Origin of the sequence: Pseudoduganella umbonata (assembly GCF_014192225.1) — a bacterium.
GTDB lineage: Bacteria > Pseudomonadota > Gammaproteobacteria > Burkholderiales > Burkholderiaceae_D > Rugamonas > Rugamonas umbonata.
The window spans coordinates 750308-772755 of record NZ_JACHXS010000001.1; the positions used below are offsets into that span (position 1 = coordinate 750308).

Here is a 22448-nt window from a genome sequence, read left to right on the forward strand (position 1 = left end):
TCCGTTTCAACGTCCAACTTCTAACCGGCTTCGCGGATATAGAACGGGTAGACGAGATTGCCGATCGCGTTGTTGGCGCGGATCCGGTAGCTGACGCGGATCAGCAGCAGGTTTTCCCGCTCCGGCGCGGCGCTGGCCGACACATCCAGCACGTCGATGCGCGGTTCGTAGCGCGTCAGGCCTTCGCGCACCGCCTGCACCGCCCGCGCCACGGTGCGTGGATTGTTCGGCTCGAACACCAGGTCGTGGATGCCGCAGCCGAACTCCGGCAGCATGGGCCGCTCGCCCTTCGCCGTCGCCAGCACCAGGTAGATGCCTTCCTCGATGCGCTGTTCGTGGCGGGCCTGGGCGATGCGGCCGGCCGCGTTGACCTGCAGCGGGAATTTCCAGCCGATACCGAGGAAGTCGCGTTGGGTGGCCATTTTCTGCTCCTGTTGTCCTGCTCCTGTTGTCCTGCTCCTGTTGTCCTGCTCCTGTTGTTTTGCTTCGTTCCTGCTTCAGCCGGGCATGAATCAGCCTGGCAATGCGTCGACGACGGCTTTCAGCGCATCGACCGACTGTTTCAACTGCTGCACGGCCTGGACCGCGTCCGCGGCCTGGCCCAGCGCGCTCAGGTCGGGCAGCGCGATGTCCAGCTGCGCCAGCGCCGCCACGCCGCCGACCACCTTCATCACGGTCTCGATCGGGCCCATCGAGTTCATCAGGTTGCTCATCGACGTGTCGGCATTGCGCTGCGCGCATTCGAGCGCCGCCAGCAGCGCCGGATTGCCTTCGGCCGACGCAAAATCGATCGAGACCTGGAATTCGACGATGCTGGCCAGGCTGTCGACCAGGCAGGACAGGATGTTGATGATCAGTTCGAGGATGGCCTTGATCATCAGCACGAAATTGAAGGGCGCCAGCGCCGGGATGCAGCCGGACAGCTCCTCGAACGATTTCACCAGCGCGCCCACTTTCTCGGCCATCTTGAACGGGTCCGGCGCCGCCTTCGCGAAATCGATGATGTTGCCGAGGACTTCGAGGATCTTCAGGATGCAGCCCATCGCGCCCAGGAGCGGGCCCAGCTGGATCAGCAGGCTCATGTCGATCTTGCAGTTGGTCGGTATGCCGGCGGCGAAGTCGGCGACGCCTTTCAGCTCGCCGCCGGTCGGCAGCGGAATCGCCGGAATCCGGATCTCGTCCAGCGCAATGCAGGGGATGTTCGCGGTCATCGTGCATGCTCCTCAGATCGGCGGCCCGACGGGCGCCACCACGCGGCTGTTGATCTGGACGGACGGCGCCTGCAACCGCAGCAGGCCCCTGCTCAGGATCGTGACCATGCCGTTGCGCAGCTCGACCTGGTTGCCGTGGGCATCCTCGAGCCGCAGGTAGCCCTTGTCGCCGGCCGCCGGTTCCGGGTCGTACAGGCTGATCTTGTGGCCGTTCTTGCTGTGGATGATGCGCAGCTGCGGGTCCGTCGATGGCGGCTTGTGCTGGCCGTTCCACAGGAAGCCCACGATGTAGGGATGCGCCAGCTTGCCGAACAGGAAGGCCACCAGCGCTTCGTCGCCTTCCTCCGGCATCGTGTACGCGCCCCGTCCGCCGCCCGCCATCGGCGCGGCGATCGATGCCCAGTCCGAGCGCTGCGGCGGATTCATCCACATGAAATCGACCTTGATGCGGCCCAGCGCCCCGTCGATTTCCCTGACGGTGCCGATCACCACGCCCGGATAGGTGTCCTCGCTCATCGCAGTCCCGCCAACGCGCCTTCCTGCTCGCGGCGCGCATTGAACTTGGTGATGTAGCCGCTGTCGCCGATCGTATGCGTGGAGTCGGTAATGAAATAGGTGCCGGAAAAGCGCGGGCCCAGGCCCTCGATGATCACGCGGCGCCCGGCGCGCAGGTCGGGCAGGCCGACGCACGTGGCGCTGGCCTTCACGATTTCCTTCAGCTGGTCGGACAGGATCGAGCGGGCCAGCTCGCGCGCTTCGCGCTCCGAGTGGACCGGCCGGTCGATGACGATTTCCTCGCGGGCGTCGCAGGCGCTGATCAGGTTGTGCAGGTCGGCATTGACGGTGGCGCCCCGCTCGCCCAGCGAAACCTTGACGGAAATGGCGCGCTGCCGGGTACGGTCCCAGCCGTTCACGGTCACCGATTTGACCTGGTTCGCCGTCGTCAGCGTGGGCTTGAAGTCGATCAGCGACAGGCCCCATTTCAGCCGGTACATCACGTCGCGCACGCCCGGCCCGCGCCCGTTGGACGGACCGAAGTACAGGTGGCGCTCCCGTTCCCGCGGATTACGGGCATTCGGGTCGCCTTCGCGGATATACACGACATAGGCGCGCCGCCGGGCGCGCGTCAGCAGGAAGTCGATGTCGTACTGGGCATCCTCATGCACCACCGGCAGCGGGTCTTCCGTCTGCAGCGCGTTGGTGTCGATCACCAGCGGCAGCGGGATGCGGCGCTTGTCGGCCGTGGGCAGCGTGTTGTCGCGCAGCGTGGCCAGGTTGGCGGCGATCTCGCTGTCGCGCTTGTCGTTCCACGTGGTGCTGTATTGCTTGCGGCGCAGCTGGTGCAGCACGTTCAGGCCGCGCACGCTGAGCGTGGGCGGCGCGCTGGCGGGAAAGTTCGGCTCCAGCGTGGTGAACGTGCCGAGCAGCATCAGGCGCAGGTCGCCCGCATAGCCCATGCGCAGCGATACTTTTTTTCCGCACGGTTCGAACAGCGTGGCCCGTTCCGCGTCGCCGCCGGCGCCGGGATCGCCGGCCACCGGTTCGAAACCGATGTATTTGGGCCGCTTCGTGCTGGCATCCCAGTTGCTGACGGTGATCTCGAAACTGTCGATTTCCTTGATGCTGTCCTTGTACGTGACCTGCGTGATATCGCGCACCACGCTGTTCGGCGCCGACACGCCATCGATGCGCAGCTCGAACTGGGGCACGTAGAAACCGCCCTGCAGTGCCGCTTCGTCCGATAGCGTCAGTTCTTCCATGATGGCTCCAGTGCCGTTACGGTCGGGGTCAGCGCAGCGTGGGCACGGCAAGCACGGTACCCGGCCGCAGCCGGCGCGGGTCCTCGATGCCGTTGCCTTCGGCAATGCCGCGCCAGTCCGTGGCGCGGCCGTAGTAGCGCCGTGCGATCGCGGCGAGTGTCTCTCCCTGCTGCACCACATGGCCGTGCGTGCGGTCCGGCGAACTGAGGTTCAGCTGGTGCAGCTGTTCGTCGAGCGTCTTGTATTCGCGCAGCGTCAGCGTCAGCGTGGCGCGCAGCGGCACGCCCTCGGGACTGAACAGCGTGAACTTCTGGCGCACGCTTTCCACCAGCCCGCGGAACTCGTTGCGCCCCTGGTTGCCGGAAAAGCTGGACATGTGCGCGCCCGGGAAAGCCGTGTTCCACACGAAGCTGACGATCGGCGGCGCGTGGCGCGCCGGTTCGATCTTCACCATCGAGTACACCGGATCCGTCAGCGTGGTGACGCTGGTCGCCCCGCTGCCCATGCCCTGCTCGGTGGTGTCGAAGAACAGTTCGACGGTCAGCTTCTCGGTCTGGCCGCGGACGAACTGCAGCACCGGCGAATCGATGCCGGGGATCGCCACCTCGGCGATCTGCGCGCCCTTTTCCAGGCTGAATTCGCCGGGGTTGTACTGCACCTCGATGAAATCGAGCCCCGCATCGTATTCGGCGACCAGCATGGCTTTCTGCAGTTGCTGCATGGTGCGATCCTCCCTCTACTTTTCCGGCTGTAGGTGCCTTAGAACCGGGGTCAGTCCCCTCGAACCGGCAACAACCGGGACAGCCGCTATCACTTACCGGGGACAGACCCCTGCTGATCTGCCGGTATCGGCGACCTCTGGCAAAATGCTGGTCTTCCCGTCACTCACCCCGCTGCCTCTCCCTTCCAATGCCGCCGGATACGCCCCGTTCCAGCGCCGCCCGCCCGTCGTGCAGCTCGCGCTCGTCGAGCGCCTGCATGACCGCCTGCACGATCTTCTGCAGCGTGGCCGCGTCGAGCAGACTGTCGCTTTCCATCATCTGTACCGAGCTGTGTACTTCGCCGATTTCCACCCGCATCTTGCTCTCCTGTGCCGCTCTCCCGTGCCGCTCTTCCGTGCAATGCCCTGGCCGGCCTAGCTGACCAGCCCGCCGATCAGCGCCGCCGCGCCGCCGGCGATGCCGATTCCCGGCACCTGGTACAGCCCCTCGTGGGCCACCTCGATCGATTCGATCGCCACGTTGTTCTGCGTGGCGTTCAGTGCCGGACCGCTGTACTTGATCGGCAGGCCGCGGCTGAAGTACCACATCGCCGCCGGCAGGCCGGTGGCGTCGAGCAGCACGATGACGCCGTCGCGCCGCTTTCCCTTGCCGGCCACAAAACCGTAATGCCAGTCCCACAGCGAGGTACCGATGCCGACGCCCTTGCGCAATGTCAGGTTGGACCAGGTGACGCGCGACGGGAATTTCAGTACGGCGCCATTGCGCCCGCCCTCTTTGTACTCTTCCGGCGTCATCGACATTTCCAGGCCGCTGCATTCGGTGAAGCCGCCGACCAGCACGTCCAGCACGGCCGACAGCGCAAGCGAGCCGATGGCGGCCAGCGGCGACGACGTATCGATCAGGCTGATCATGAAGTTGTGGTTAAGCGGCGGATCGTGCCGCGCGCCCGTGTCGGACAGCAGGGACATCAGCTCACTCCTTCGATGACGGCCGCTTCGCTGATCTCGAACTGGTTGTCGCCGCGGCCCACGCGCAGCACGACGAACTCGAACGGTTTCGCCGGCGCGACACCGATCTCGGCCAGCAGTTCGCCGCGCGCCCGCGCGTCCGGCGGGTTGTTCGCATCGTTGCATTTGACAAAAAACGCCTCGGCCGGCACCGTGCCGGCCAGCGCGCCGCGCTGCCACAGCGCCATCAGGAAGCCCGTGAATGCCAGGTGCAGCTTGGCGCGCGTGCGGAAATCGTTCGGTTCGAACACGGCCCACTGCGACGCGACGCCGAGGCTTTTCTCGATCATGATCAAGAGGCGCCGCACGTTCAGGTAGCGCCAGTCGGGGTCCGACGACACCGTGCGCGCGCCGAAGATGCGGATGCCGCGGCCGGGAAAGGCGCGGATCACGTTCACGCCTTCGTCGTTCAGCAGGCCGTGGGACGTATCGTCGAGGTCCAGCGTCAGGTCCTGCACCCAGTTCAGCATGCCGTTGGCCGGCGCCTTGTGCACGCCCACGCTCCAGTCGCAATGCGCGCAGAATCCGGCGACATGGCCCGATGGCGGGATCGCGCGCAGCACGCTGCCGCCCAGGCGCAGCGGGTCCGCCACGCGCAGCCATGGAAAATGCAGCGCCGCGTACTTCGAATCGAAGCGCTTGCGCCAGGCGCGAATGGCGGCGATGCCGAGGCGCGCGTCGCTGGCCGCCGCCAGCGGCGGGTCGAGCAAGGCGATGCGGTAGCGCAGCGCTTCGCAGTGGGCCACCATGGCCGCCTGCACCGCGTGGATCTGCCCCTCGTCGAAACCGGGCGGCAGGTCGCCTACCGGTTCCGGCGGCGGCGCGGCGGGCCCGGGCTCGGGCGCGGGCAGGCAGAGATCCGGCACGCACGGTGGCAGGGGCCGGCGTTCCGGATTCGGCAATGGCCGGATGTGGATGTCCGGTACCGCCACGATGCCCACTTCGTCGACCGCGTCCAGGCATGCCAGTCCGCGCCGGCGGCGCGCCGCCTCGGCATCGCTGGCCAGCGGGTCGGCGGCTTCGCCGGTGAAATCGCCCACCGCGAGCGTCGACAGGCCATCCAGGCCGCCATGCAGCGCCAGCCACGCGCCATCGGGCTCGTCGAACAGCGTCAGCGCCAGCAATGACGACTCGCCGCGCAGTTCGTCGACCTGGATCAGCGGCGGCGTCTGCGGCAGACGCCAGTTCGGCGAACCCGGTTCCCAGACCGGGATGCCGGCCAGTTCGCGCGGGGCATAGCGCGGATGGCGGCGCGACGGCGACAGGCCTTCGACGGTGTCGGCCACCCGGGTGCCGTCGCGCACCAGCAGCGTGAAGTCGATGCTTTCAATCAGCAGTGGCGCCATCGGGTCGTAGCCGGTCAGCGCGGCTTCCTCGGGAAAACGCAGCCGCGGCTCCGGATTGACCCAGTACAGCCGCCTGCTCTGCGCATCGACGGCACTGACCAGGCGCTGCGCAAACGTTCCGGCTGCCACGCGGATGCGCACCTGGGTGCCGCGCTCGAAGCCGCTGACGGAACTGACCACCGCGTACTCGGGCTGGCACAGCGCCGGGTCGGCCACTGCCTGCCCCCGGTGGGTCTGCCGCAGCGACACGGAAAGCGCGTTGCCCCACACACCCTGGCTGGTGGCCGCGATCCGCCACACCGGCACGGTGCCGGCGGTCAGGTAGAGCGACGCGGTGGCTGCCGCGTCCGACGCCAGCCGCACGATCCAGCAGCGCCGCCCGCCGTTTTCAAAGAACGCGCGCGCCGCATAGGCCAAATAGCCGGCCCCGGTGACGTCGCCGAAGTAGGCCACGAACTGCTTCCACGAGTCGATCGGCACAGGGCGCTGCAGCGGGCCGCGCCGGGCGATGCCGAGCAGCGCCGGGATGTCCGAACGCAGCGGCGACACCGGCGGTGCACCGGCATCGACGCGCTCGTAATAGACTCCCGGGGTGCTGTAGCTCGCGGCCATCACTGTTCTCCTAGACGTCGATGGTGAGGCCTTCGTGGATCAGTTCCACCGATTCCATCGCCACCTCGCTGCCGCTGGCCTTGAACGACGGGCCTTCGATCTTGTTCGGCCACGCGTTCTCGGCATGCCAGCGCAGCACCGGCTCGCGCGCTTCGTTGAGCAGCACGATCGTCACATTGCGCCGGTCCGGCACCCCGTTGACGATGTTGCCGTACCACTGCCACAGCGATTTGTCCTGCGTGTAGCCGCGCTTCAGGCTGATGTTGGCGCTCTTGCGCAGCCCCACCAGCTTGCGCACGTGGTTCTTCCGGTCGGTGCCTTCGCGGTAATCGACCGAATCGCCTTCCGACGTCAGCCCGCTCACCTCGCTGAACGCGCCCAGCGGGATGCCGTCGATCTCCATGATGAAATTGAATGACCGGTAAGGGTCCCTGCGTTCTCCGGTAGCCATGATGGGTTCCCCTTATTCCTCGCCGTGCGACGTCCACAGGCCGATGCGGATGATGACGAACTCGGCCGGCTTGACGGGAGCGATGCCGACCATGCAGATCAGCCGGCCGTTGTCGATGTCGGTCTGGGTCATCGTCGTGCGGTCGCAGCGCACGAAATATGCTTCCTCGACCTTGGTGCCTTCCAGCCCGCCGCTGCGCCACACGTCGGTGAGGAAATTGCTGATCGAGCGGCGCACCCGCGCCCACAGCCGGTCGTCGTTCGGTTCGAACACGACCCACTGCAGCCCCCGGTTGACCGACGATTCGATGAAGATCATCAGCCGCCGCACGTTGACATACTTCCAGTCCGGGTCGCTGGTGATGACCCGCCCGCCGTAGACGCGGATGCCGCGGCTCTCGTTGCGGAAATCGCGGATCACGTTGATGTTCTGCGGATACGGGTTGAGGATGTCCTGCTCGCCCTTGTTCAGCCGCCGCTGCAGCCCGGTGATGCCGCGCACCACCTCGTTGGCGGGGGCCTTGTGCACGCCTCGTTCGATGTCGGTGCGGGCAAACACGCCGACGATGTGGCCGCTGGGCGGGATCGGGTAGTCGGCCACCTTGTCCAGGTGCGCGGGGAACGGTTCCGGCACCACCAGCCACGGGTGGTACAGCGCGGCATACTTGGTGTCGTAGCGCTGGCGCAGCGCCTGCACGTCCGCCAGCGTGTCGTTCGGCGGCAGCGGGCCGTCCAGCACGGCGAAGCGGTATTGCATCAGTTCGCAGTGGGCGATCAGGTTCTGCTGCAGCGCGTTGCCGGTACGGCCGGGGATGGCGACGATGCTGATGCCCTCTTCATTGCGCAGCGATTGCAGGCCGGTGCGCAGTTCCGGCTCGATATGGTCGTCGCCCGCATAGATATCGTCGGTGACCGAGCCGGCCGCGTCGTCGCCGCCCAGCAGCGGCAGCCGTGCCGGCCGGGTGGCACCGGTGATCAGCGTATCGACCAGCGGCGCGGGCCCGAAGCGGATCTGCCGCTGCACGGCCGGATCGGTTTCCAGGTCGCGCACGCGGACCAGCCACGAGCGGCCCTCCGCGCGGCGGTCGCTCTTGCGCAGCGGCTGCCCGTCGTCGTCGACGGGCGGGAAGGCGCCCAGCGTCCACGTGGTGCCGATCGCCTTGTGCACGTAGCGGCTGTGGCGCGGATCCATCGACAGCTGCTGGAAGCTTTCGCTCATCAGCACGTTCTCGCTGCGCGTGGGCACGGCGGGATCGGGCTGGCGCAACAGGTAAACGTCGATCTGGAATTCCTGCGACCGCACCAGGTCGCCGGCCGCGGCGGCACCGGGCAGCGGCGTTGCCACGTCCAGCGTGATCAGGTAGTCGCTCTGCCGGTCGAGGCGGATCACCTTGTGCGCCGACAGCACCGTGCCGGCCGCGTCGACCCGCTGCAGCACGGTGCCCGGTTCGACGCCGTTGACGGAATCGAGGCGCAGGTGGGTGCCGTCCTGAATGGTGCGGATGCGGCCCGAGACCAGCGCCGGATCGCTGTCGCGCACCGCCACGCGCAGCCGGTTGCCCCAGCCGCCTTCGTCCAGCGCGCGTACGGTCAGCAGCGGCGTGCGCGCCACCACCGGTTCGCCGGCCGCGTGCGGCAGCAGCAGCGCGGAATCCAGCGTGACCGGCGCCGCATTCACGGCATTTACCGCCGTCAGCGTGTGATAGGAACCCTCGATGCCGCCCACGCGGATCGCGGTTGCCGGCGTAAAGCCGGTGCGCGAGCCCACCAGCAGTTCGCTGGCGCCACGCGTGCCCGGCAAGACCAGCGCCGTGGCGCCCGGCGCGGCCGCCGCGGGGGCGAGTTGCAACTGCACTTCCGACGGTGCGGTCTTTCCGAAGCGCAGCGGCGCCGACAGGACCACCCTGCCGGGATTCGGCGATGCCTGCGGATTCGGCAGGTCGATGACGGTGGCGTATTCGCGCTGCGGATCGGCGGCCAGGCCGATTCGCAGGACCGATCCGGGCGCCAGGCCGTCGCGGTCGTCGACATCGAGCACGGCCGCGCCATCCGCCACGTCGGCGCTCAGGTGCTTGACGGCGCTGCCGCCATCGTCGGCCAGGGTGACGGCTTCGACGATCGTGCCGGCCGGGTGGTCGGCATATGCCGGCACGGCCAGCACCAGGCTGCCCAGGCTGCCGACGGCGCGCACTTCGGCATGGGTGCCGTCGCTGACCAGCACGAAGCCGGCCGCGTAGGGTGCGGGGGCGCCGAGGAACAGCAGGCTGCTGCCGGCCGCGACACGTTCGAAGCCGGCCGCCAGCACGGTACGGTCCGCGCCCACCGCGGGCGGCACCGGTGCGGCGCCGTAAGGCAGTGCCGCCGGCAGCGGGTCGGGCAGGATGTCGAGGGTGGCGCCGCCGGCCGCGTGCGGCAGCAATGCGGGCGTGCGCAGCGTGACCGTGCGGGCCGCCGGCGGCGCACCGCCGGCCACGCTGTCGGCGATCACGTATTCGTCGTCGCCGGCGGCCACGGTGCCCAGCCGCAGCACGGTGCCGGCCACGATCGCGCCGGCGCCGCTGATGGACAGCGCGAGCGCGCCTGGAACCACGGGATTATCCAGCGTGGGTGTGTCGACCACCGCGCCGAACGCGGCGATGTGGTCGATGCTGACGGCCGAACCGGCGTGGTCGTAGGAGAACGACAGCGGCAGGCGCAGCGCGACGTCGTTGTCGACCCCGGCCGCCGCCACCACCGTGCGGAATTCCGCCGTCGAACCGTCGCCGACCTGCACCCAGGTGGGCGGCACGGTCACGCCCAGCCCCGCATCGTCGATCACGTAGATCGTGGCCGTGGCAGGCGCGGTACCTGCCGCCGCGATCAGCCGGGTCGAGGCGCCGACGATGGCGTCGCGGTCGAACAGCCGGCTCTCGGCGAATTCCGCGGCATCCATATCGAGCACGCGCACCACGTACAGGCGCTTGCCGCCATTGGTGAAGAACCCTTCCACCGCGTGTGGCAGGAAGCAGCGCGCGCCGGGGAACACCAGCGGGTCGAGCCGCTCGCCGAACCAGCGCGTGTAGTCGCCGTAGCTGGTGAGCAGGACCGGCACGTCGACCGGGCCCCGCTCGGTCATGCCGACCATGCCGGCCGTGCTGGTGCTCACGCCCTCGATGGGCTTGGATCCCGTGTCGATCTCCTCGACATATACGGCGGGCGATAGATATTCAGGCATCGGGTGCCTCCTTCGGCTCAGCTGTCAAAGACCACGTCCAGCCACGTTTCCTCGCTGCCGTAGCCGGGTTGAAAAACGATCGCGTTGTTGTTCGCCACGCTGATGTCCGGATGGCCGGCGGCGCCGGCCTCCACTTCGACCTGCGCGATGCGGTGCAGCGGCGGCAGGCGGTAATAGCCGCCGGCATCGCTGGTCACGTCGAACAGCGCGTATTGCTGGAATTCGGCGCTGGCGCCCGCTCCGATGCGCACCGTGCCGGCCAGGGCCGGCAACGCGGCATCGTCGAGGAACACCAGCTGGTCGCCCGGCAGTGCGCTGTCCGCCAGCTGCTTGGCGGCGCCGACCGGGCCGCCCGGGGCGATGCGCGTGGCCACCGCTCCCAGCGCATGGGCGTTCCGCAACGGATAGCGCAGCGTGGCCGTTACCGGTTCGGCGGGGGTGAATGCGGGGGCCAGCGCGGTCACCGCGATGCGCTCGTGCCGCGCCGGATCGGCCGGATCGATGGCCAGCACGCTGGTGCCGGCAACGAGATTGACGCTGTCGGTCAGGGCAATCGCGCCGGCACCGGCGGAAACTGGCGCCGTCGCCAGCTTCTCCTCGCCGGCCGGCATCGCTGGCGCGATGGGCGTCACGGCGGTGGTCGCGGCACGTTCGGCGTACAGGCCCGGCGCCATGCCGGCCATGCTGGCGGGCACGGGCGGCAAGTGATTGCGTACGTCGGCCGTGGTGCGCCAGATCCGGCTGACCCGCACCGTGGCGTTGGCGACCGGCACCGTGCCGCCCGCCGCGCGTGCCACGGTGCGGCCGCGGATGGCGATGGGACGCCGGTGCAGCGGCAGCGCGCCGAGTTCGAGCGGCTCGAAGGCATCGGCGACGACCGGGTCGCCGATGGCATGGGGATGGACCAGGTCCGCCGCCAGCGTCAGCTGGCCAGCCGCCGGGCCCAGGCTGGCGATCGTGCAGCGCTCGGCGTTTGCTCCGGCCGGGCCGACCAGCAGCAGCTGGCCGGCGAACAGGCCGGCGGTGGACGCCAGCGTCAGCACGCGCGTGGTGGCGGCCGCGGCGGCGGTCAGCGGCAATTGTCCGCTGGGCAGCGCGAGCTCGCGCGTGTACGGCAGGAAGCCTTCGGCATGGACGTCGAGGACCAGCGCATAAGCGGGCGCGGCAAGCGGCGGGAAGCGGTGCCACGGCCGTGCCACCAGCGCAAAATGGCCATCGGCATCGATGCGCACGAGCAGGCCATGCTGGCGCGGCATCACATGCACGGGCGTGCGCGGCGCCTGGCCGGTGAGTTCATCGAGCACCTGGCCGGTGACCACTGCCCAGTCGCGCTCCGCCTCGGCACGCCGGTCGTCGGGCGAGAACAGCCACGACACGCCGTTGACGATGACGGTCTGGCGGGTCATGCCGCGCTCCCGGCTTCGTCGCGCGCGATGACGCCATATTCCGGCAGCGCCACCTTGACGCGCCGCCCTGCGACCGGCTGCAAGCCGCTGTCGATATGGACGGTACTGACTTCATACGATACCGACAACTGATACGAGCCTTCCAGCGCATCCCACACGCGGGTGATCTCTTCCAGGCCCATGGTTTCCAGCCGGACCGTCAGCTGGGTATCGGTGCCGGTCAGCTGTTCCCGCAGGTCGGCACCGCGGAAGCACGGCTTGCTGTGGAACAGCTGCAGTACCTTGCCCAACAGGTATTGCTCGGTTTCCGGATCGCCGTCGTTGTCGCGGCTGGTCAGTGGCGTTACCAGGTAGTGCAGCCGCAGCGGCAGCGGCCGGTCCTGCATCTGCGTGGCGCTGATCCAGCGCGGCGGGTCGTTCAGCGACTGGTCGTCGACCACCACCCGGTACAGCCACAGCGACAGGCCCTCTTCCAGCGTTTCCATTTCCTTCGGCGTGCGCAGCGACACTTTCATGCCGCGCGCCGTAAACGGGCCAGCGCCGGGACCGCTGCCGCCGAGGAAGGGATCGGCGACGATCTGCGTTTCCAGGTAGTGCTGCAGGGTCTTGCTGGTGGCTAACACCGACTGGTACATGGCCTGTGCTTTCTTGTGGGTAATTCACGCGGCGGTGACGCCGGCCGTGCTTCGTTATAGAACCTGCCTGTCTCCCCGGCGACTACGCGGCGTCTCGGCGGTGTCTCGGCTCCCGGCAGGTCCGGGTTTGCCGGTAGCCTGTCGCCTTGCTGTTGCGCTTTTGCCTCCAATGCGCCGGAATGTACCTTTCCGCTCTAAATGGGCGGACAATCGGGTCTTCCCCAGGTACCCGAGGGAGCACGCCATGAGCACGTTGACTGTCAGGCTTTTCGGTCGTTTCAGTGTCAGTAGGCAGGGGCAAATCGGCAGCGAAGGGCAATCTCCGGTCGGGCTCGGCGCCCGGCGCGCGCGCGAAGTACTCGGTTACCTGTTGCTGTACCCCGACCGTGCCCACCGGCGCGAACGGCTGGCCGACCTGCTGTGGGAAGACACGCCGCTGGACCAGGCCCGCAAGCACCTGCGGCAGGCCTTGTGGCAGATCCAGGCGGTCCTGCAGCGCGAACACGACGGCAACGGGCCATTCGCGCTGGAAGTGGATCCGCACTGGATCCAGCTGCATACCTGCGGCTGCCTGCAGGTGGACGTGCGGCACTTCGAAGCGGCAATCCACTGTTGCCATGGCATCGCCGGGCCGGAGCTGGATGCGACCCAGCGGCAAACGCTGGAGGACGCTGTCCAGCTGTACCGCGGCGACCTGCTGGAAGGCTGGGAACAGGGCTGGTGCCTGGCCGAGCGCGAGCGGCTGCAGAACGAATTGCTCGATGCGCTCGACAAGCTGGTGACCGGCTGCGTGGCCCGCCACGACAGCGAGCGCGGCCTGGCGTATGCGCGCCGCATGCTGGTGGCCGATCCGGCACGCGAACAGGTGCATTGCCACCTGATGCGGCTGCACCTGCTGTCCGGCAATCGCACCGAGGCGCTGCGCGCCTATGGCTGCTGCGAACGGCTGCTGATGCAGGAACTGGGCGTGCGGCCCTCGCAAGCCACGCGGGCGCTGCACGAGTCGATCCGCGAAGGCCGCAGCGACAGCCCGTGGAGCGAGCTGGCCTCCCTCGGCGACGCGCTGGGCGCACCGCCGGGCGCGCCGCTGGCAGCGTCGTTACCCGCGCCGTTGACAGACTCCCTCCTCGGCGCCGACTGGCGTGGCGAGCCTTCCGCCCGCCTGCCCGCGCTGGCCGACCACCTGGCCCGCGTGCAGTCGACGCTGGCGCGCATCGAGGCTCGCCTGCGCCAGGAAATGGCGCGTGGCGACGGGCCGGGCTGAGGTCAGCGCGGGAAACCGCTTAACGGCGGCAGCCCGATCTCTTTTCGTCTCTTGTTCACGTTTTTGCTGTCGTGGATTGGAAAGATCTTATTACTGCCATGTTGGAACTCGGTGCCATATCGTTGCCCTCTGCCTTGCCTCACTAGAATGCGATCTTCTAGGGAAGCAAGTTTTTCGTTTGAAATTTCGCCACGCTTGTTTGCTCCACGCACAACGGGAAGATACTTCAACTGATAAGGAAGAGGCGCGTGCTGGATAATGAAATATGCTGAGCGCACGGCTTTCCCGTTGTCGATACTATTCGGCCAGCCGCATAGTTTGATCAAGCGGTCGAGTTCTTCCTGATTTTTAAAGTCACCAGCCAAAATCAAATCCTCGATTTTCGCCTTCTCAGCCGCGTCAACGCTGACCTTGGCGTTTTCTCGTTCCAGAATCTCGATATACCGGCCGCGCAATGCCTGGTCATCGCTCAGCATGCGACTGTAAATCGACGCAAGTGCCGAGCCTTCGCATTCGTCGGCATGTGCTGCTGGGACAAAACAAAAGAGGCCGATTGCCACGGGTCCTAAAGCTCTCATCAGCATGGTATTTACCGATATAAAATTGAATACGTTGGTTCAGATGGCCGGCACGACATGAATGGGTTTAAAAGATGCGACGCTGTCAATGACCTGTCCCGTTTAAGAGAGTGTAATTGATCGATGCTGCATGCGAGTAAATATGCATCGCTGTGCAATCTCAGGCATATTCATTGCATTACTCTGAATTTCGTCTCGACTGAATTTCGTCTCGACTGAATTTCGTCTCGATAGTCCTACTTCCAGCAGCGATACAGCCAGTAGCTCTCGTCGCGCGCCTGCCGCTCGATCAGGTCGGCCGGCGACGTGCCCGACAGCTTGCGCCATTCGCGGGAGAGATGGGGCTGGTCGGAAAAGCCGCCGGCGCTGGCCAGGCTGGCCCAGTGCAGCGTGCCGCCCTCGGCGGCGGCGCGGGCATCGAGCAGCGCCGTCTCAAACCGCTCCGCACCACGCAGGGTCCGCAACGACTGGCCGGTCGCCTCGCGGATGCGCCGTTCGACCTGGCGCTCGCACAGCCGGTCGATGCCCACCGAATGGAGCAGGCGCCGCAGCCACGGAGCGGCGGACGCGGCGCCGGCGTGGCCGCGTCTCGCCAGGAAGGCATCCACCTGCGCGATCCGTTCGGCATCGCCAGCGGCGGCGGCCACCTCGTCCAGCAGCGGCATCAACGATGCGGGGAGGACGTCGCGGGCGGGGACCAGGCGGTCGGCGAAACCGGCTGGCGCCAGCCCGGTCAGGCGGGCGAATGCATCGGGAAAGAAGACCACCGTGAACGCGCGGACCCGCCCGGCGCTGAATGTGGTTGCCGGACGCGTGAACGGCCCGCCGACCACGATCGCATCGAGCGCCGGCGCGGCGGCCGACTGGCCATCGTGGACCGTACCAAGCAGGAACCATGTCACCGTGCAGTACGGCGCCGCCGGGAAGCGGTTCAGGTGGGCCGGCGAGCCGGCTCCCGTGTCGCGCCAGAAGTAGGCACGCACCGCGCCGCCGGGGCCGGTTGCTGGCAAGGACACGCCGGTATCGGCATGTCGGAATCGTTCAAGACCGGGGGCGCGCGGCGTCATACGATGCCGCCATCCCGTTCGAATGAGCCTGCCCCATGTCCCCTCAATCCGCCATCCTCCTGCTGCACCGTGGCACCGGTGCGGTGCTTGCCGCGTTCATTTGTCTTCATCTGGTGAATCATGTTTTGCTGGCCATCGATCCGGCCTTGGCGTTCGGCTTCATGGACCGATTCCGGCAAGTGTATCGGCAACCCGCCGTCGAAGCGGTGCTGCTGCTGGCCGTGCTGCTCCAGTTGCTCGGCGGCGCGGCACTGGCCCGGCGCGGCGGTGCCCTGCCGGCCCGGATCAGCGGCTATTATCTGCTGTTCTTCCTGCTCGTGCACGTAACCGCGGTACTGTGGGGCCGCCTCGGCATGGGACTCGATACCGATATCCGCTTCGCCGCGGCCGGCTTGCGCAGCTGGCCGTCCATCGCGTTTTTCGCGCCCTATTATTTCCTGGCCGTGCTCGCCGTCTGCTTTCATGTCGGGCTCGGCGTCTCGCGCCATGCCGGCGCGCGGGCCCGCACGGTCACGCTTGCGGCCGGAACAGTGGGCCTGCTCATGGGGACGGCGATCGTCGGCGGCATGCTGGCGCTGGCATAAGGGAATGTAAAGCAGCGGGTCCGCAAAGCGGTTTTCCGCATAAGCTGGCACGTAAATCTTCGTATTCACGGCCTTTTCCTGTCCTTATACTTTTTCCATTGAAGGCGAGCATCGCCACCACTGAAAAAAGCATAAGGAAGAGAATGAAGCAGCATCTGTTGGGTTCCCGCACGCTGGCGCTGGCCTTGGCCCAGGCATGCGCCGGCGCAGTCGCCATGCCATCCGCCATCGCGGGCGGCGCCGATCCCGAGCCGCAGGCGGCGCAGACCGAACAGATCGAACGGGTCGAAGTGACCGCCACGCGCACCGGCGCCGTGGATGTGCAGCGGGTGCCCGCCGCGATCACCGTGATCAAGCCGGAAGCGCTCGGCAAGTATGGCCTGGGCAACCTGAACGACATCGCCGACCTGGTGCCGGCGATGTCGGTGCAGCAGCAGGCCACCGGCGTCAACAACATCACGATGCGCGGCCTGGTGGTGCGCGGCATCGTGCCGTCGGAAGTGCAGGATGCGTCGCTGGTGGCGGTCTACATCGACGAGATGCCGGTCACGCTGAAGTCGGCCAATCCCGACCTGAAGGTGCTGGACCTGGAACGCATCGAGGTATTGCAAGGCCCGCAGGGCACGCTGTTCGGTGCCGGCTCCATGGCAGGCACGGTAAGGCAGATCACGAAAAAGCCCGAGTTCAACGACCTGTTCGGCTCCGTCGAGGCGGTAGGCTCGCGTACCTCCGGTTTCGGCGGCGGCAACCACAATGTGCGCGGCAGCGTGAACCTGCCGCTGAAGAACGATGCGCTGGCGCTGCGCCTGACCGGCTATACGGGCAAGGATTCCGGCTACATCCGCAACCAGCTCACCGGGCGCACGACGAATGGCGTGTCCACCAACCAGGGCCGCGCCGCGCTGCGCCTGCAGGCCAGCCGCGACCTGCTGGTGGACGCCAGTGTCACCGCCTCCAACATCAAGGGCGGCATCAACGATGCGTATGCGGACCTGGCGCCCTACACCACGATCGCGCTGCTGCCCGAAGTGGGCAACGACAAGCTGCAGCTGTACAACCTGACCGTCAACTACGAGCTGGGCAAGGCGAAGCTGGTGTCGTCCACTTCATACCTGCACCGCGATACGCTGTACGTCACGTCGGCCCAGTATCCGGCCACCGCCTTCATCTTCGGCGGACAGGCGCCGCTGATGCAGTCTGCGTACACGATCGCCAACAAGCTGACGGATTTCGCGCAGGAGTTCCGCCTGCATTCGCAGGACGGCGGCCCATTGAAATGGACCGTGGGCGCCTTCTTCGAGAAGGGTTCGCGCGATACGCTGCAGGACCAGCCCACCACGGGATTCGACGCGCGCTACGCCGCCACGCGCAACTTCCCCGGCTACGATTCGCAGGTCAACGACCTGGCGACGACGGCGGACAATTACTTCAGCGGCCGGCAGTACATCGATTCGCGCCAGGCCGCCCTGTTCGCCGAAGCCACCTATACGCTGTGGGACCGCCTGGACCTGACGGCGGGCCTGCGCCTGTTCCGTGGCACGCAGGACTTCGACCTGCGCTTCACCGGCCTGTTCGGCAACCTGGCCACGGCTACGCCGGCGGTGCCGACGGGCGTTCCGGCGCTCGCCAGCAGCAGCGCCACCGCACGAGGCGCCAATCCCCGTTTCGCGGCAGCCTGGCGCGTCGATCCGGATCACACGCTGTACGCATCGGCCGGCAAAGGCTTCCGCTACGGCGGCAACAACCAGCCGGTGCCGTTCAACTTCTGCGGCATCAACGCCCCTGCCACGTTCGAGCCGGACACGCTGTGGAACTTCGAAGTCGGTTCGAAGAACACGCTGTTCGACCGCCGCATGACGTTCAACGCCAGCGCCTACCGCATCGACTGGGACGACGTGCAGGTCTTCAACCGCCTGCCCTGCACCTACTACTTCACGCAGAACGCCGGCAAGATCCGCAGCCTTGGACTGGAACTGGAAAGCCTGCTGAAGATCACGCGGCGCGCCTCGGTCGGCATCAACGCCTCGCTGAACCACGCGACGGCCACCGATACCGTGCAGACCGGCATCGCCGCGCAGAATATCCCGGCCGGGGCACGCGTACCGTATGCGCCGAAGTTCGCCGCCAGCGCCACGGCCAGCTACAGCATCCCGCTGCCGAACAACGATGAAATCGGCATCGCGGCCAGCTATGCGCACCGCGGCGAGGCTTACACGAACTTCGCGCGCGAACAGGGCAATTACGCGGAGATACCGTCGTCGAACACAGTGAACGCCACGCTGACCTGGCGCACGCGAGGCTATGAGGTGGGCCTGTTCGGCACCAACCTGACGAATGGCGCGAAGGTCAGCGACGTGACGCCGAACACCATCGCCATCCAGCCGGGCAATACGCTGTACCTGGTGCGGCCGCGCACTGTGGGCCTGCGCGTGAGCGCGCGCTTCTAAGGCCGACCCGAGGACGACCATGACCGCCAGCCCGAACCGTGCCGAATACCTGGACGAGCTCCAGCGGCGCCAGGTGGCGGCGGAGCGGGCGCGCCCGCTATGGACGGCCGAATGGCCCACGTGGCTGCTGATCGCCGGCATCTACGGCGGCTGGTATGCGACGCTGGCGCACTGGCAAGACCTGGGCGCGCCCCTCGGCACGGTGCTGATGATCTGGTGGTGCGCGTGGTACATGTCGCTGCAGCATGAGCTGATCCACGGCCACCCGACGCGCAAGGCCTGGCTTAACGGCCTGTTCGGCCAGGCCCCGCTGGCGGTGTGGTATCCGTACCGCCTTTACCGGGACAGCCACCTGCGCCACCACGTCGACGCGCACCTGACGCTGCCGGCACTGGACACGGAAAGCTATTACGTGGCGCCCGCCGCATGGGCCGGCATGAGCGCGCCGCTGCGCCGGCTGTACTGGTTCAACAAGACCTTCGCGGGGCGCCTGGTGGTGGGCCCGGCGATCTCGATCGCGACGATGCTGGCCGAAGCGGCGCGTCAACCCGTGCGGGGCGACTGGCGCTACGTGCCGATGTGGCTCGCCCATGCCGCGATGCTGGCGGCGCTGCTGTGGTGGATCGACAGCCGGTTCGGCGTCGCACCGCTGTATTACCTGCTGGCGATCGCCTACCCGGCCCAGTCGCTGGCCATGGTACGCTCGTATTACGAGCACCGGCCCGTTGCGGAGCACAAGCAGCGCATCGTGCTGAACGAGGCGGGACCGGTACTGCGGCTGCTGTTCCTGAACAATAACCTGCACCTGGTGCACCACGACCTGCCGTCGCTGCCGTGGTACCTGCTGCCCCGCGTGTACAGGGCGCGGCGCACGGCATATAACGCCCGCAGCGGCGGCTTCCACCTGCAAGGCTATGGCGCGCTGCTGCGCCGCCATGCGTTCCATCCGGTGGATGCGCCGGTCCACCCCCACATGCCCGCCACGAACGATGACCTGGAAAGCCGCACTGCCGATGTATAACGTGTCGCCGCGCCTGCGGCAGGGCTACGATGCCCTGCTGGAAGCGCTGCTGGCCGACGCCGGCGTGACCGGCGCGGTCGAACTGGTCGACGACACGGGGCCGCTGCTGGATTTCTGGCAGCGGCCCGACCTGCTGTTCGCGCAGACCTGCGGCTATCCGTGGCTGCATGCGCTGCGCGGCCATGCCACGCTGGTGGCCACGCCGGCCTTCGACGTGCCCGGCTGCGACGGCAGCGATTACTCCAGCGTGCTCGTGGTGCGCGGCGATGGCGGCATCCGCACGCTGGACGATGCGCGCGGCCGGGTGGCCGCCGTCAACGAACGGCATTCGAACAGCGGCATGAACGCCTTGCGGCATGCGGTGGCACCGCTGGCGCGGGACGGCCGGTTCTTCGGCCGCGTGGAATGGTCCGGCAGCCACGCCGCCAGCGTGCGCCTGGTCCGCGACAGCGCGGCGGACGTGGCGTCGATCGATTGCGTCACGTGGGCCTACCTGCGCGAGGAAGATCCGGCAAGTGTAGAAGGTCTCGTGCCGCTCGGTTTCACGGCCGCCTCGCCGGGGCTGCCGTTCATCGCCGGGAAGTCCGTGCCGGACGCGGTGCTGCGGCGCCTGCGCGCCGTGCTGCTCGATCCCGGCTCCCGGTTGCGCCAGGCGATGGCACCGCTGCGCATACGTGGATTCGCCCATCGCGACGAGCGGGACTACGCCAGGATCGGACACCTGGAAGAGCATGCGGCCAGCCTCGGATATCCGGCCCTGCGCTGATCGCGAGGCGCATCAAGGCACGTATCGAATCTTGGATTACAGCACATTCTTGCCGGCCACCGACGCCATGATCTCGTCATGCCGTTCATTGTCGGTCTTGTGCAGGTAGGCCGCGGTAGTGGAAATGTTCGCGTGCCCCGCCGTTTCCTGCAGCGTTTTCAGCTGCACGCCGTTATTGGCGTGGTTCGTCAGCATGCTGTGGCGCAGCCAGTGCGTGGAGGCCTGGCGCAATTGCGCTGCCGTGTCGCCGTCGCCACGCGCGGTGGCGCCGCCGGCCGCCGCCGCGAACACGGCTTTCAGCGCTTCGGACGCGGCTTCGTCGGTGATGCGGTTCAATCCCTTGCCGCGGCTCGACAGCACCAGCGGCGTGGCATCGGTGCGCCCCGTTTGCGGCAGCAGGCCGAAAGCGGTGCGGTAGCGGCGAAAGGCGTCGAGCATGTCCGGCGGCACCGGCAGCCGGCGCGGTTTGCTGCCCTTGCCGACCACGTCGATCCACCAGCGGCCATTGCCCTCGGTGTAGATCGCCCCCATCGATGCGCCGACGATCTCGTTCAGCCGGGCGCCCGTATGCGCGTACGCGACCAGCAGGAAGCGGTCGCGCTCGCGCCGGCGCAGCGCCGCCGGTGTTTCCGCCTCGCGCGCCTCCACGGTGGCCAGTGCCAGGCCGATGGCATCCTGCGTGAGGTAGCGCGTGATGCGGCTGGCGCTCGCGGTCCGCACATTCTTCACCAGCGCGCCCGGGTCGCGGCGCAGGTAGCCGGTCTGCTCGGCAAACGCCAGCAGCCCTTTCACGGCAATCATCGCCTGGCGCCGGCTGGCATCGGACAGCGGCCCGGAAAACGGCCGATAGCGCTCGTCGGTGCGCGGCCACTTGGTGGTCGACACCCAGTCCGCCGGCGGCGACTTCAGGAAATCCTTGTACGCATTCAGGTCGGCGACACCCAGCTGGCGCAGCGACTTGCCGGCTTCCTCGCGGCACCAGGTGAGAAAGCGGTACAACTCCTTCTGCGTGTTGGCCACCGACTTCGGCCGCAGTTCGCCGTGGCTGATGTATTCGCGGGCGATTTCGCTGTCCGTGCGGGCGTCGGTCATCGCATCCTCGGGGATGTCGCGCCACGCATCGGGATCGATGTCGCGCAGGGCCAGGGCTCCGGTGCGGCGGGAAGTAAACGGTTGCAGGTCGATAGGCGCGAATTTGCTCATCACGGAATACTGTATAAAGACACAGTATTGTACTGTATTCCATACAGTGCTTTCAGGGTGTTCCCGATCGACGCCGGCGGAAAACCCAGGCGTAGACAAGCACGTTGAAGAGGACCACCGCACCGGCGAGTGCGAACTGGACATTACGTGTCAGGCCTTCCGGGTAAATCACAGCAAGCAGGCAATGCTCGATGAAATCGCCTTCATAGCGGGCCATGCCGGCCCGTTCGCGCAGCGTGTTTTCCAGCGACGTCAGCGGACAGCCGAAGCCCGCGGCTTCAACCAGGAAGCCCCAAGCCGCCGCCGGCAGGTGAACGGCGGCCATCCAGCGGCGGCGCAGCGCAAACAGGCCGCCGAACAGGACGAAGGCGATGAACGCGAGGTGGATCGCCAGGACGGCGGTGGCGGCGACTGCGTAGAACATGGAGCGGGACCTGCAATGGTCGGTTGAAGCTCGTTGGGCCGAGGGGCCCGGAAGTCTCCAGTTTGATGCTACCGCCTTTCGTGTGCAAATGCGATCTTGAGGGACGCTCCGCCGTGTATCGAAATCGCCTGGCAAGCCTGCGCGAAGGCAGGATCAGTGCCCTTCGACTCCGAAAGCAACGGTTTTCAGAGACCCTTTGCCACGCACGACCAGCACGCGGCCGTGCTCCGCGGGTACGCACTCTTGCTGCACGAAACCGGCTGGCAGCGTTGGCGCGGCCCGCGCGAGCATCTCCGCGCCAACAACTACGTCGTAGTTTCCCCGCTTGAAGAGAAGGTGCCCGATCCCGTCGCCGCCAGCGGACGACGGCGCGACGACCACCAGCGACCAGTGCCCTTCGTCTCCGAGGAATTGCTTGCGCTTCAGGAATGCGTTGACCCGCGCGGCCACAGGCGTGCCGGTATGCAGCGAACTCTGGTAGGGCGTCATGGGGCACAGCAGCGTGCCGGCCGGCCAGTCGAAGCGCGGCAGCGGCGACACCGTGTCCGCGGGCAGCCGGGATATGTAGCGGTCGATCGGGTGCCTCGACTGTTCCATGTAGCGGTCGACGACCTGCCCGGCGTCCCCCGAGCATCCGCCAAGTATCGCCAGGAAGAGTACGCCGATGGCGCGCTGCGGGGAGATCATCGAATGATGCCAGTCATAGAGGCGCGGCCGCAGGATAGCCTGTC

At 67.3% G+C, this 22448-nt stretch carries 22 protein-coding genes; 5 read left to right on the top strand and 17 right to left on the bottom strand.

Translation table 11 applies throughout. The features are described from left to right. Nucleotides 1–20 precede the first annotated feature (20 nt). From FHS02_RS03080 to FHS02_RS03135, 12 genes are all read right to left on the bottom strand, one after another. Nucleotides 21–422: a GPW/gp25 family protein gene (locus FHS02_RS03080; protein ID WP_137312748.1), complete on the bottom strand. Its 402-nt coding sequence runs from the start codon at nucleotides 420–422 to the stop codon at nucleotides 21–23. Between the two features lie 90 nt (nucleotides 423–512). Then, nucleotides 513–1211 carry a hypothetical protein gene (locus FHS02_RS03085; protein ID WP_137312749.1) on the bottom strand — a complete coding sequence of 233 codons (699 nt, stop codon included), beginning with the start codon at nucleotides 1209–1211 and terminating at the stop codon, nucleotides 513–515. 12 nt (nucleotides 1212–1223) lie between these two features. Continuing rightward, on the bottom strand, nucleotides 1224–1727 hold the full coding sequence (locus FHS02_RS03090) for a phage baseplate assembly protein V (protein ID WP_137312750.1): 504 nt from the start codon (nucleotides 1725–1727) through the stop codon (nucleotides 1224–1226). After that, nucleotides 1724–2971 (bottom strand): phage late control D family protein, encoded by a 1248-nt coding sequence (locus tag FHS02_RS03095; RefSeq protein WP_137312751.1) that lies wholly within the window; start codon nucleotides 2969–2971, stop codon nucleotides 1724–1726. The genes FHS02_RS03090 and FHS02_RS03095 overlap by 4 nt, the downstream gene beginning before the upstream one ends. Before the next feature lie 28 nt (nucleotides 2972–2999). Next, nucleotides 3000–3692 carry a CIS tube protein gene (locus tag FHS02_RS03100; protein ID WP_137312752.1) on the bottom strand — a complete coding sequence of 231 codons (693 nt, stop codon included), beginning with the start codon at nucleotides 3690–3692 and terminating at the stop codon, nucleotides 3000–3002. 160 nt (nucleotides 3693–3852) lie between these two features. Next, nucleotides 3853–4050, bottom strand: a complete 198-nt coding sequence (locus FHS02_RS03105) for a hypothetical protein (RefSeq protein ID WP_137312753.1) — start codon at nucleotides 4048–4050, stop codon at nucleotides 3853–3855. A gap of 56 nt (nucleotides 4051–4106) precedes the next feature. Further along, entirely contained in the window at nucleotides 4107–4661 is a 555-nt protein-coding gene (locus FHS02_RS03110) for a phage tail protein (protein WP_175424718.1), read from the bottom strand. After that, entirely contained in the window at nucleotides 4661–6658 is a 1998-nt protein-coding gene (locus tag FHS02_RS03115) for a phage tail sheath family protein (protein ID WP_137312755.1), read from the bottom strand. The genes FHS02_RS03110 and FHS02_RS03115 overlap by 1 nt, the downstream gene beginning before the upstream one ends. 10 nt (nucleotides 6659–6668) lie before the next feature. After that, nucleotides 6669–7109, bottom strand: a complete 441-nt coding sequence (locus FHS02_RS03120) for a phage tail protein (RefSeq protein ID WP_137312756.1) — start codon at nucleotides 7107–7109, stop codon at nucleotides 6669–6671. 12 nt (nucleotides 7110–7121) lie between these two features. Continuing rightward, a complete protein-coding gene (locus FHS02_RS03125) occupies nucleotides 7122–10322 on the bottom strand; it encodes a phage tail sheath C-terminal domain-containing protein (protein ID WP_137312757.1) in 3201 nt (1066 codons plus the stop codon). A gap of 17 nt (nucleotides 10323–10339) precedes the next feature. Beyond that, nucleotides 10340–11728, bottom strand: a complete 1389-nt coding sequence (locus FHS02_RS03130) for a hypothetical protein (protein ID WP_137312758.1) — start codon at nucleotides 11726–11728, stop codon at nucleotides 10340–10342. Next, complete coding sequence (locus FHS02_RS03135) at nucleotides 11725–12363, bottom strand: Pvc16 family protein (RefSeq protein ID WP_137312759.1); 639 nt, start codon at nucleotides 12361–12363, stop codon at nucleotides 11725–11727. Before FHS02_RS03135 ends, FHS02_RS03130 begins: the two co-directional genes overlap by 4 nt. Before the next feature lie 244 nt (nucleotides 12364–12607). Here FHS02_RS03135 and FHS02_RS03140 point away from each other — a divergent pair, with 244 nt between their 5' ends. Next, entirely contained in the window at nucleotides 12608–13627 is a 1020-nt protein-coding gene (locus tag FHS02_RS03140; RefSeq protein WP_175424719.1) for an AfsR/SARP family transcriptional regulator, read from the top strand. 2 nt (nucleotides 13628–13629) lie between these two features. Here FHS02_RS03140 and FHS02_RS03145 read toward each other — a convergent pair whose 3' ends face one another. Further along, entirely contained in the window at nucleotides 13630–14187 is a 558-nt protein-coding gene (locus FHS02_RS03145) for a DUF6624 domain-containing protein (RefSeq protein WP_137312761.1), read from the bottom strand. A gap of 254 nt (nucleotides 14188–14441) precedes the next feature. After that, entirely contained in the window at nucleotides 14442–15221 is a 780-nt protein-coding gene (locus FHS02_RS03150; RefSeq protein WP_137312762.1) for a helix-turn-helix domain-containing protein, read from the bottom strand. 86 nt (nucleotides 15222–15307) lie between these two features. Here FHS02_RS03150 and FHS02_RS03155 point away from each other — a divergent pair, with 86 nt between their 5' ends. From FHS02_RS03155 to FHS02_RS03170, 4 genes are all read left to right on the top strand, one after another. Beyond that, nucleotides 15308–15856 (top strand): hypothetical protein, encoded by a 549-nt coding sequence (locus FHS02_RS03155; protein ID WP_175424720.1) that lies wholly within the window; start codon nucleotides 15308–15310, stop codon nucleotides 15854–15856. 143 nt (nucleotides 15857–15999) lie between these two features. Then, nucleotides 16000–18303 carry a TonB-dependent receptor gene (locus tag FHS02_RS03160; RefSeq protein ID WP_175424721.1) on the top strand — a complete coding sequence of 768 codons (2304 nt, stop codon included), beginning with the start codon at nucleotides 16000–16002 and terminating at the stop codon, nucleotides 18301–18303. Nucleotides 18304–18322: 19 nt separating this feature from the next. After that, nucleotides 18323–19324, top strand: a complete 1002-nt coding sequence (locus FHS02_RS03165; protein ID WP_137312764.1) for a fatty acid desaturase — start codon at nucleotides 18323–18325, stop codon at nucleotides 19322–19324. Further along, the gene (locus FHS02_RS03170) at nucleotides 19293–20090 is read left to right on the top strand and encodes a phosphate/phosphite/phosphonate ABC transporter substrate-binding protein (protein WP_137312765.1); all 798 of its coding nucleotides are present in this window, start codon (nucleotides 19293–19295) and stop codon (nucleotides 20088–20090) included. The genes FHS02_RS03165 and FHS02_RS03170 overlap by 32 nt, the downstream gene beginning before the upstream one ends. 36 nt (nucleotides 20091–20126) lie before the next feature. Here FHS02_RS03170 and FHS02_RS03175 read toward each other — a convergent pair whose 3' ends face one another. The 3 genes from FHS02_RS03175 to FHS02_RS03185 all read right to left on the bottom strand — a co-directional run bounded on the left by FHS02_RS03175 (nucleotide 20127) and on the right by FHS02_RS03185 (nucleotide 22404). Continuing rightward, nucleotides 20127–21293 carry a tyrosine-type recombinase/integrase gene (locus tag FHS02_RS03175; RefSeq protein ID WP_137312766.1) on the bottom strand — a complete coding sequence of 389 codons (1167 nt, stop codon included), beginning with the start codon at nucleotides 21291–21293 and terminating at the stop codon, nucleotides 20127–20129. Between the two features lie 52 nt (nucleotides 21294–21345). Then, complete coding sequence (locus tag FHS02_RS03180) at nucleotides 21346–21717, bottom strand: DUF2784 domain-containing protein (protein WP_137312767.1); 372 nt, start codon at nucleotides 21715–21717, stop codon at nucleotides 21346–21348. A 153-nt stretch (nucleotides 21718–21870) separates the two neighbouring features. Beyond that, nucleotides 21871–22404 (bottom strand): hypothetical protein, encoded by a 534-nt coding sequence (locus FHS02_RS03185; protein WP_137312768.1) that lies wholly within the window; start codon nucleotides 22402–22404, stop codon nucleotides 21871–21873. Nucleotides 22405–22448 lie beyond the last annotated feature (44 nt).

What these genes read in the sequence shown, in the direction of transcription:
- FHS02_RS03080 (WP_137312748.1), bottom strand. Translation starts at nt 422, where the DNA reads ATGGCCACCCAACGCGACTTCCTCGGTATCGGCTGGAAATTCCCGCTG.
- FHS02_RS03085 (WP_137312749.1), bottom strand. Translation starts at nt 1,211, where the DNA reads ATGACCGCGAACATCCCCTGCATTGCGCTGGACGAGATCCGGATTCCG.
- FHS02_RS03090 (WP_137312750.1), bottom strand. Translation starts at nt 1,727, where the DNA reads ATGAGCGAGGACACCTATCCGGGCGTGGTGATCGGCACCGTCAGGGAA.
- FHS02_RS03095 (WP_137312751.1), bottom strand. Translation starts at nt 2,971, where the DNA reads ATGGAAGAACTGACGCTATCGGACGAAGCGGCACTGCAGGGCGGTTTC.
- FHS02_RS03100 (WP_137312752.1), bottom strand. Translation starts at nt 3,692, where the DNA reads ATGCAGCAACTGCAGAAAGCCATGCTGGTCGCCGAATACGATGCGGGG.
- FHS02_RS03105 (WP_137312753.1), bottom strand. Translation starts at nt 4,050, where the DNA reads ATGCGGGTGGAAATCGGCGAAGTACACAGCTCGGTACAGATGATGGAA.
- FHS02_RS03110 (WP_175424718.1), bottom strand. Translation starts at nt 4,661, where the DNA reads ATGTCCCTGCTGTCCGACACGGGCGCGCGGCACGATCCGCCGCTTAAC.
- FHS02_RS03115 (WP_137312755.1), bottom strand. Translation starts at nt 6,658, where the DNA reads ATGGCCGCGAGCTACAGCACCCCGGGAGTCTATTACGAGCGCGTCGAT.
- FHS02_RS03120 (WP_137312756.1), bottom strand. Translation starts at nt 7,109, where the DNA reads ATGGCTACCGGAGAACGCAGGGACCCTTACCGGTCATTCAATTTCATC.
- FHS02_RS03125 (WP_137312757.1), bottom strand. Translation starts at nt 10,322, where the DNA reads ATGCCTGAATATCTATCGCCCGCCGTATATGTCGAGGAGATCGACACG.
- FHS02_RS03130 (WP_137312758.1), bottom strand. Translation starts at nt 11,728, where the DNA reads ATGACCCGCCAGACCGTCATCGTCAACGGCGTGTCGTGGCTGTTCTCG.
- FHS02_RS03135 (WP_137312759.1), bottom strand. Translation starts at nt 12,363, where the DNA reads ATGTACCAGTCGGTGTTAGCCACCAGCAAGACCCTGCAGCACTACCTG.
- FHS02_RS03140 (WP_175424719.1), top strand. Translation starts at nt 12,608, where the DNA reads ATGAGCACGTTGACTGTCAGGCTTTTCGGTCGTTTCAGTGTCAGTAGG.
- FHS02_RS03155 (WP_175424720.1), top strand. Translation starts at nt 15,308, where the DNA reads ATGTCCCCTCAATCCGCCATCCTCCTGCTGCACCGTGGCACCGGTGCG.
- FHS02_RS03160 (WP_175424721.1), top strand. Translation starts at nt 16,000, where the DNA reads ATGAAGCAGCATCTGTTGGGTTCCCGCACGCTGGCGCTGGCCTTGGCC.
- FHS02_RS03165 (WP_137312764.1), top strand. Translation starts at nt 18,323, where the DNA reads ATGACCGCCAGCCCGAACCGTGCCGAATACCTGGACGAGCTCCAGCGG.
- FHS02_RS03170 (WP_137312765.1), top strand. Translation starts at nt 19,293, where the DNA reads ATGACCTGGAAAGCCGCACTGCCGATGTATAACGTGTCGCCGCGCCTG.
- FHS02_RS03175 (WP_137312766.1), bottom strand. Translation starts at nt 21,293, where the DNA reads ATGAGCAAATTCGCGCCTATCGACCTGCAACCGTTTACTTCCCGCCGC.
- FHS02_RS03180 (WP_137312767.1), bottom strand. Translation starts at nt 21,717, where the DNA reads ATGTTCTACGCAGTCGCCGCCACCGCCGTCCTGGCGATCCACCTCGCG.
- FHS02_RS03185 (WP_137312768.1), bottom strand. Translation starts at nt 22,404, where the DNA reads ATGATCTCCCCGCAGCGCGCCATCGGCGTACTCTTCCTGGCGATACTT.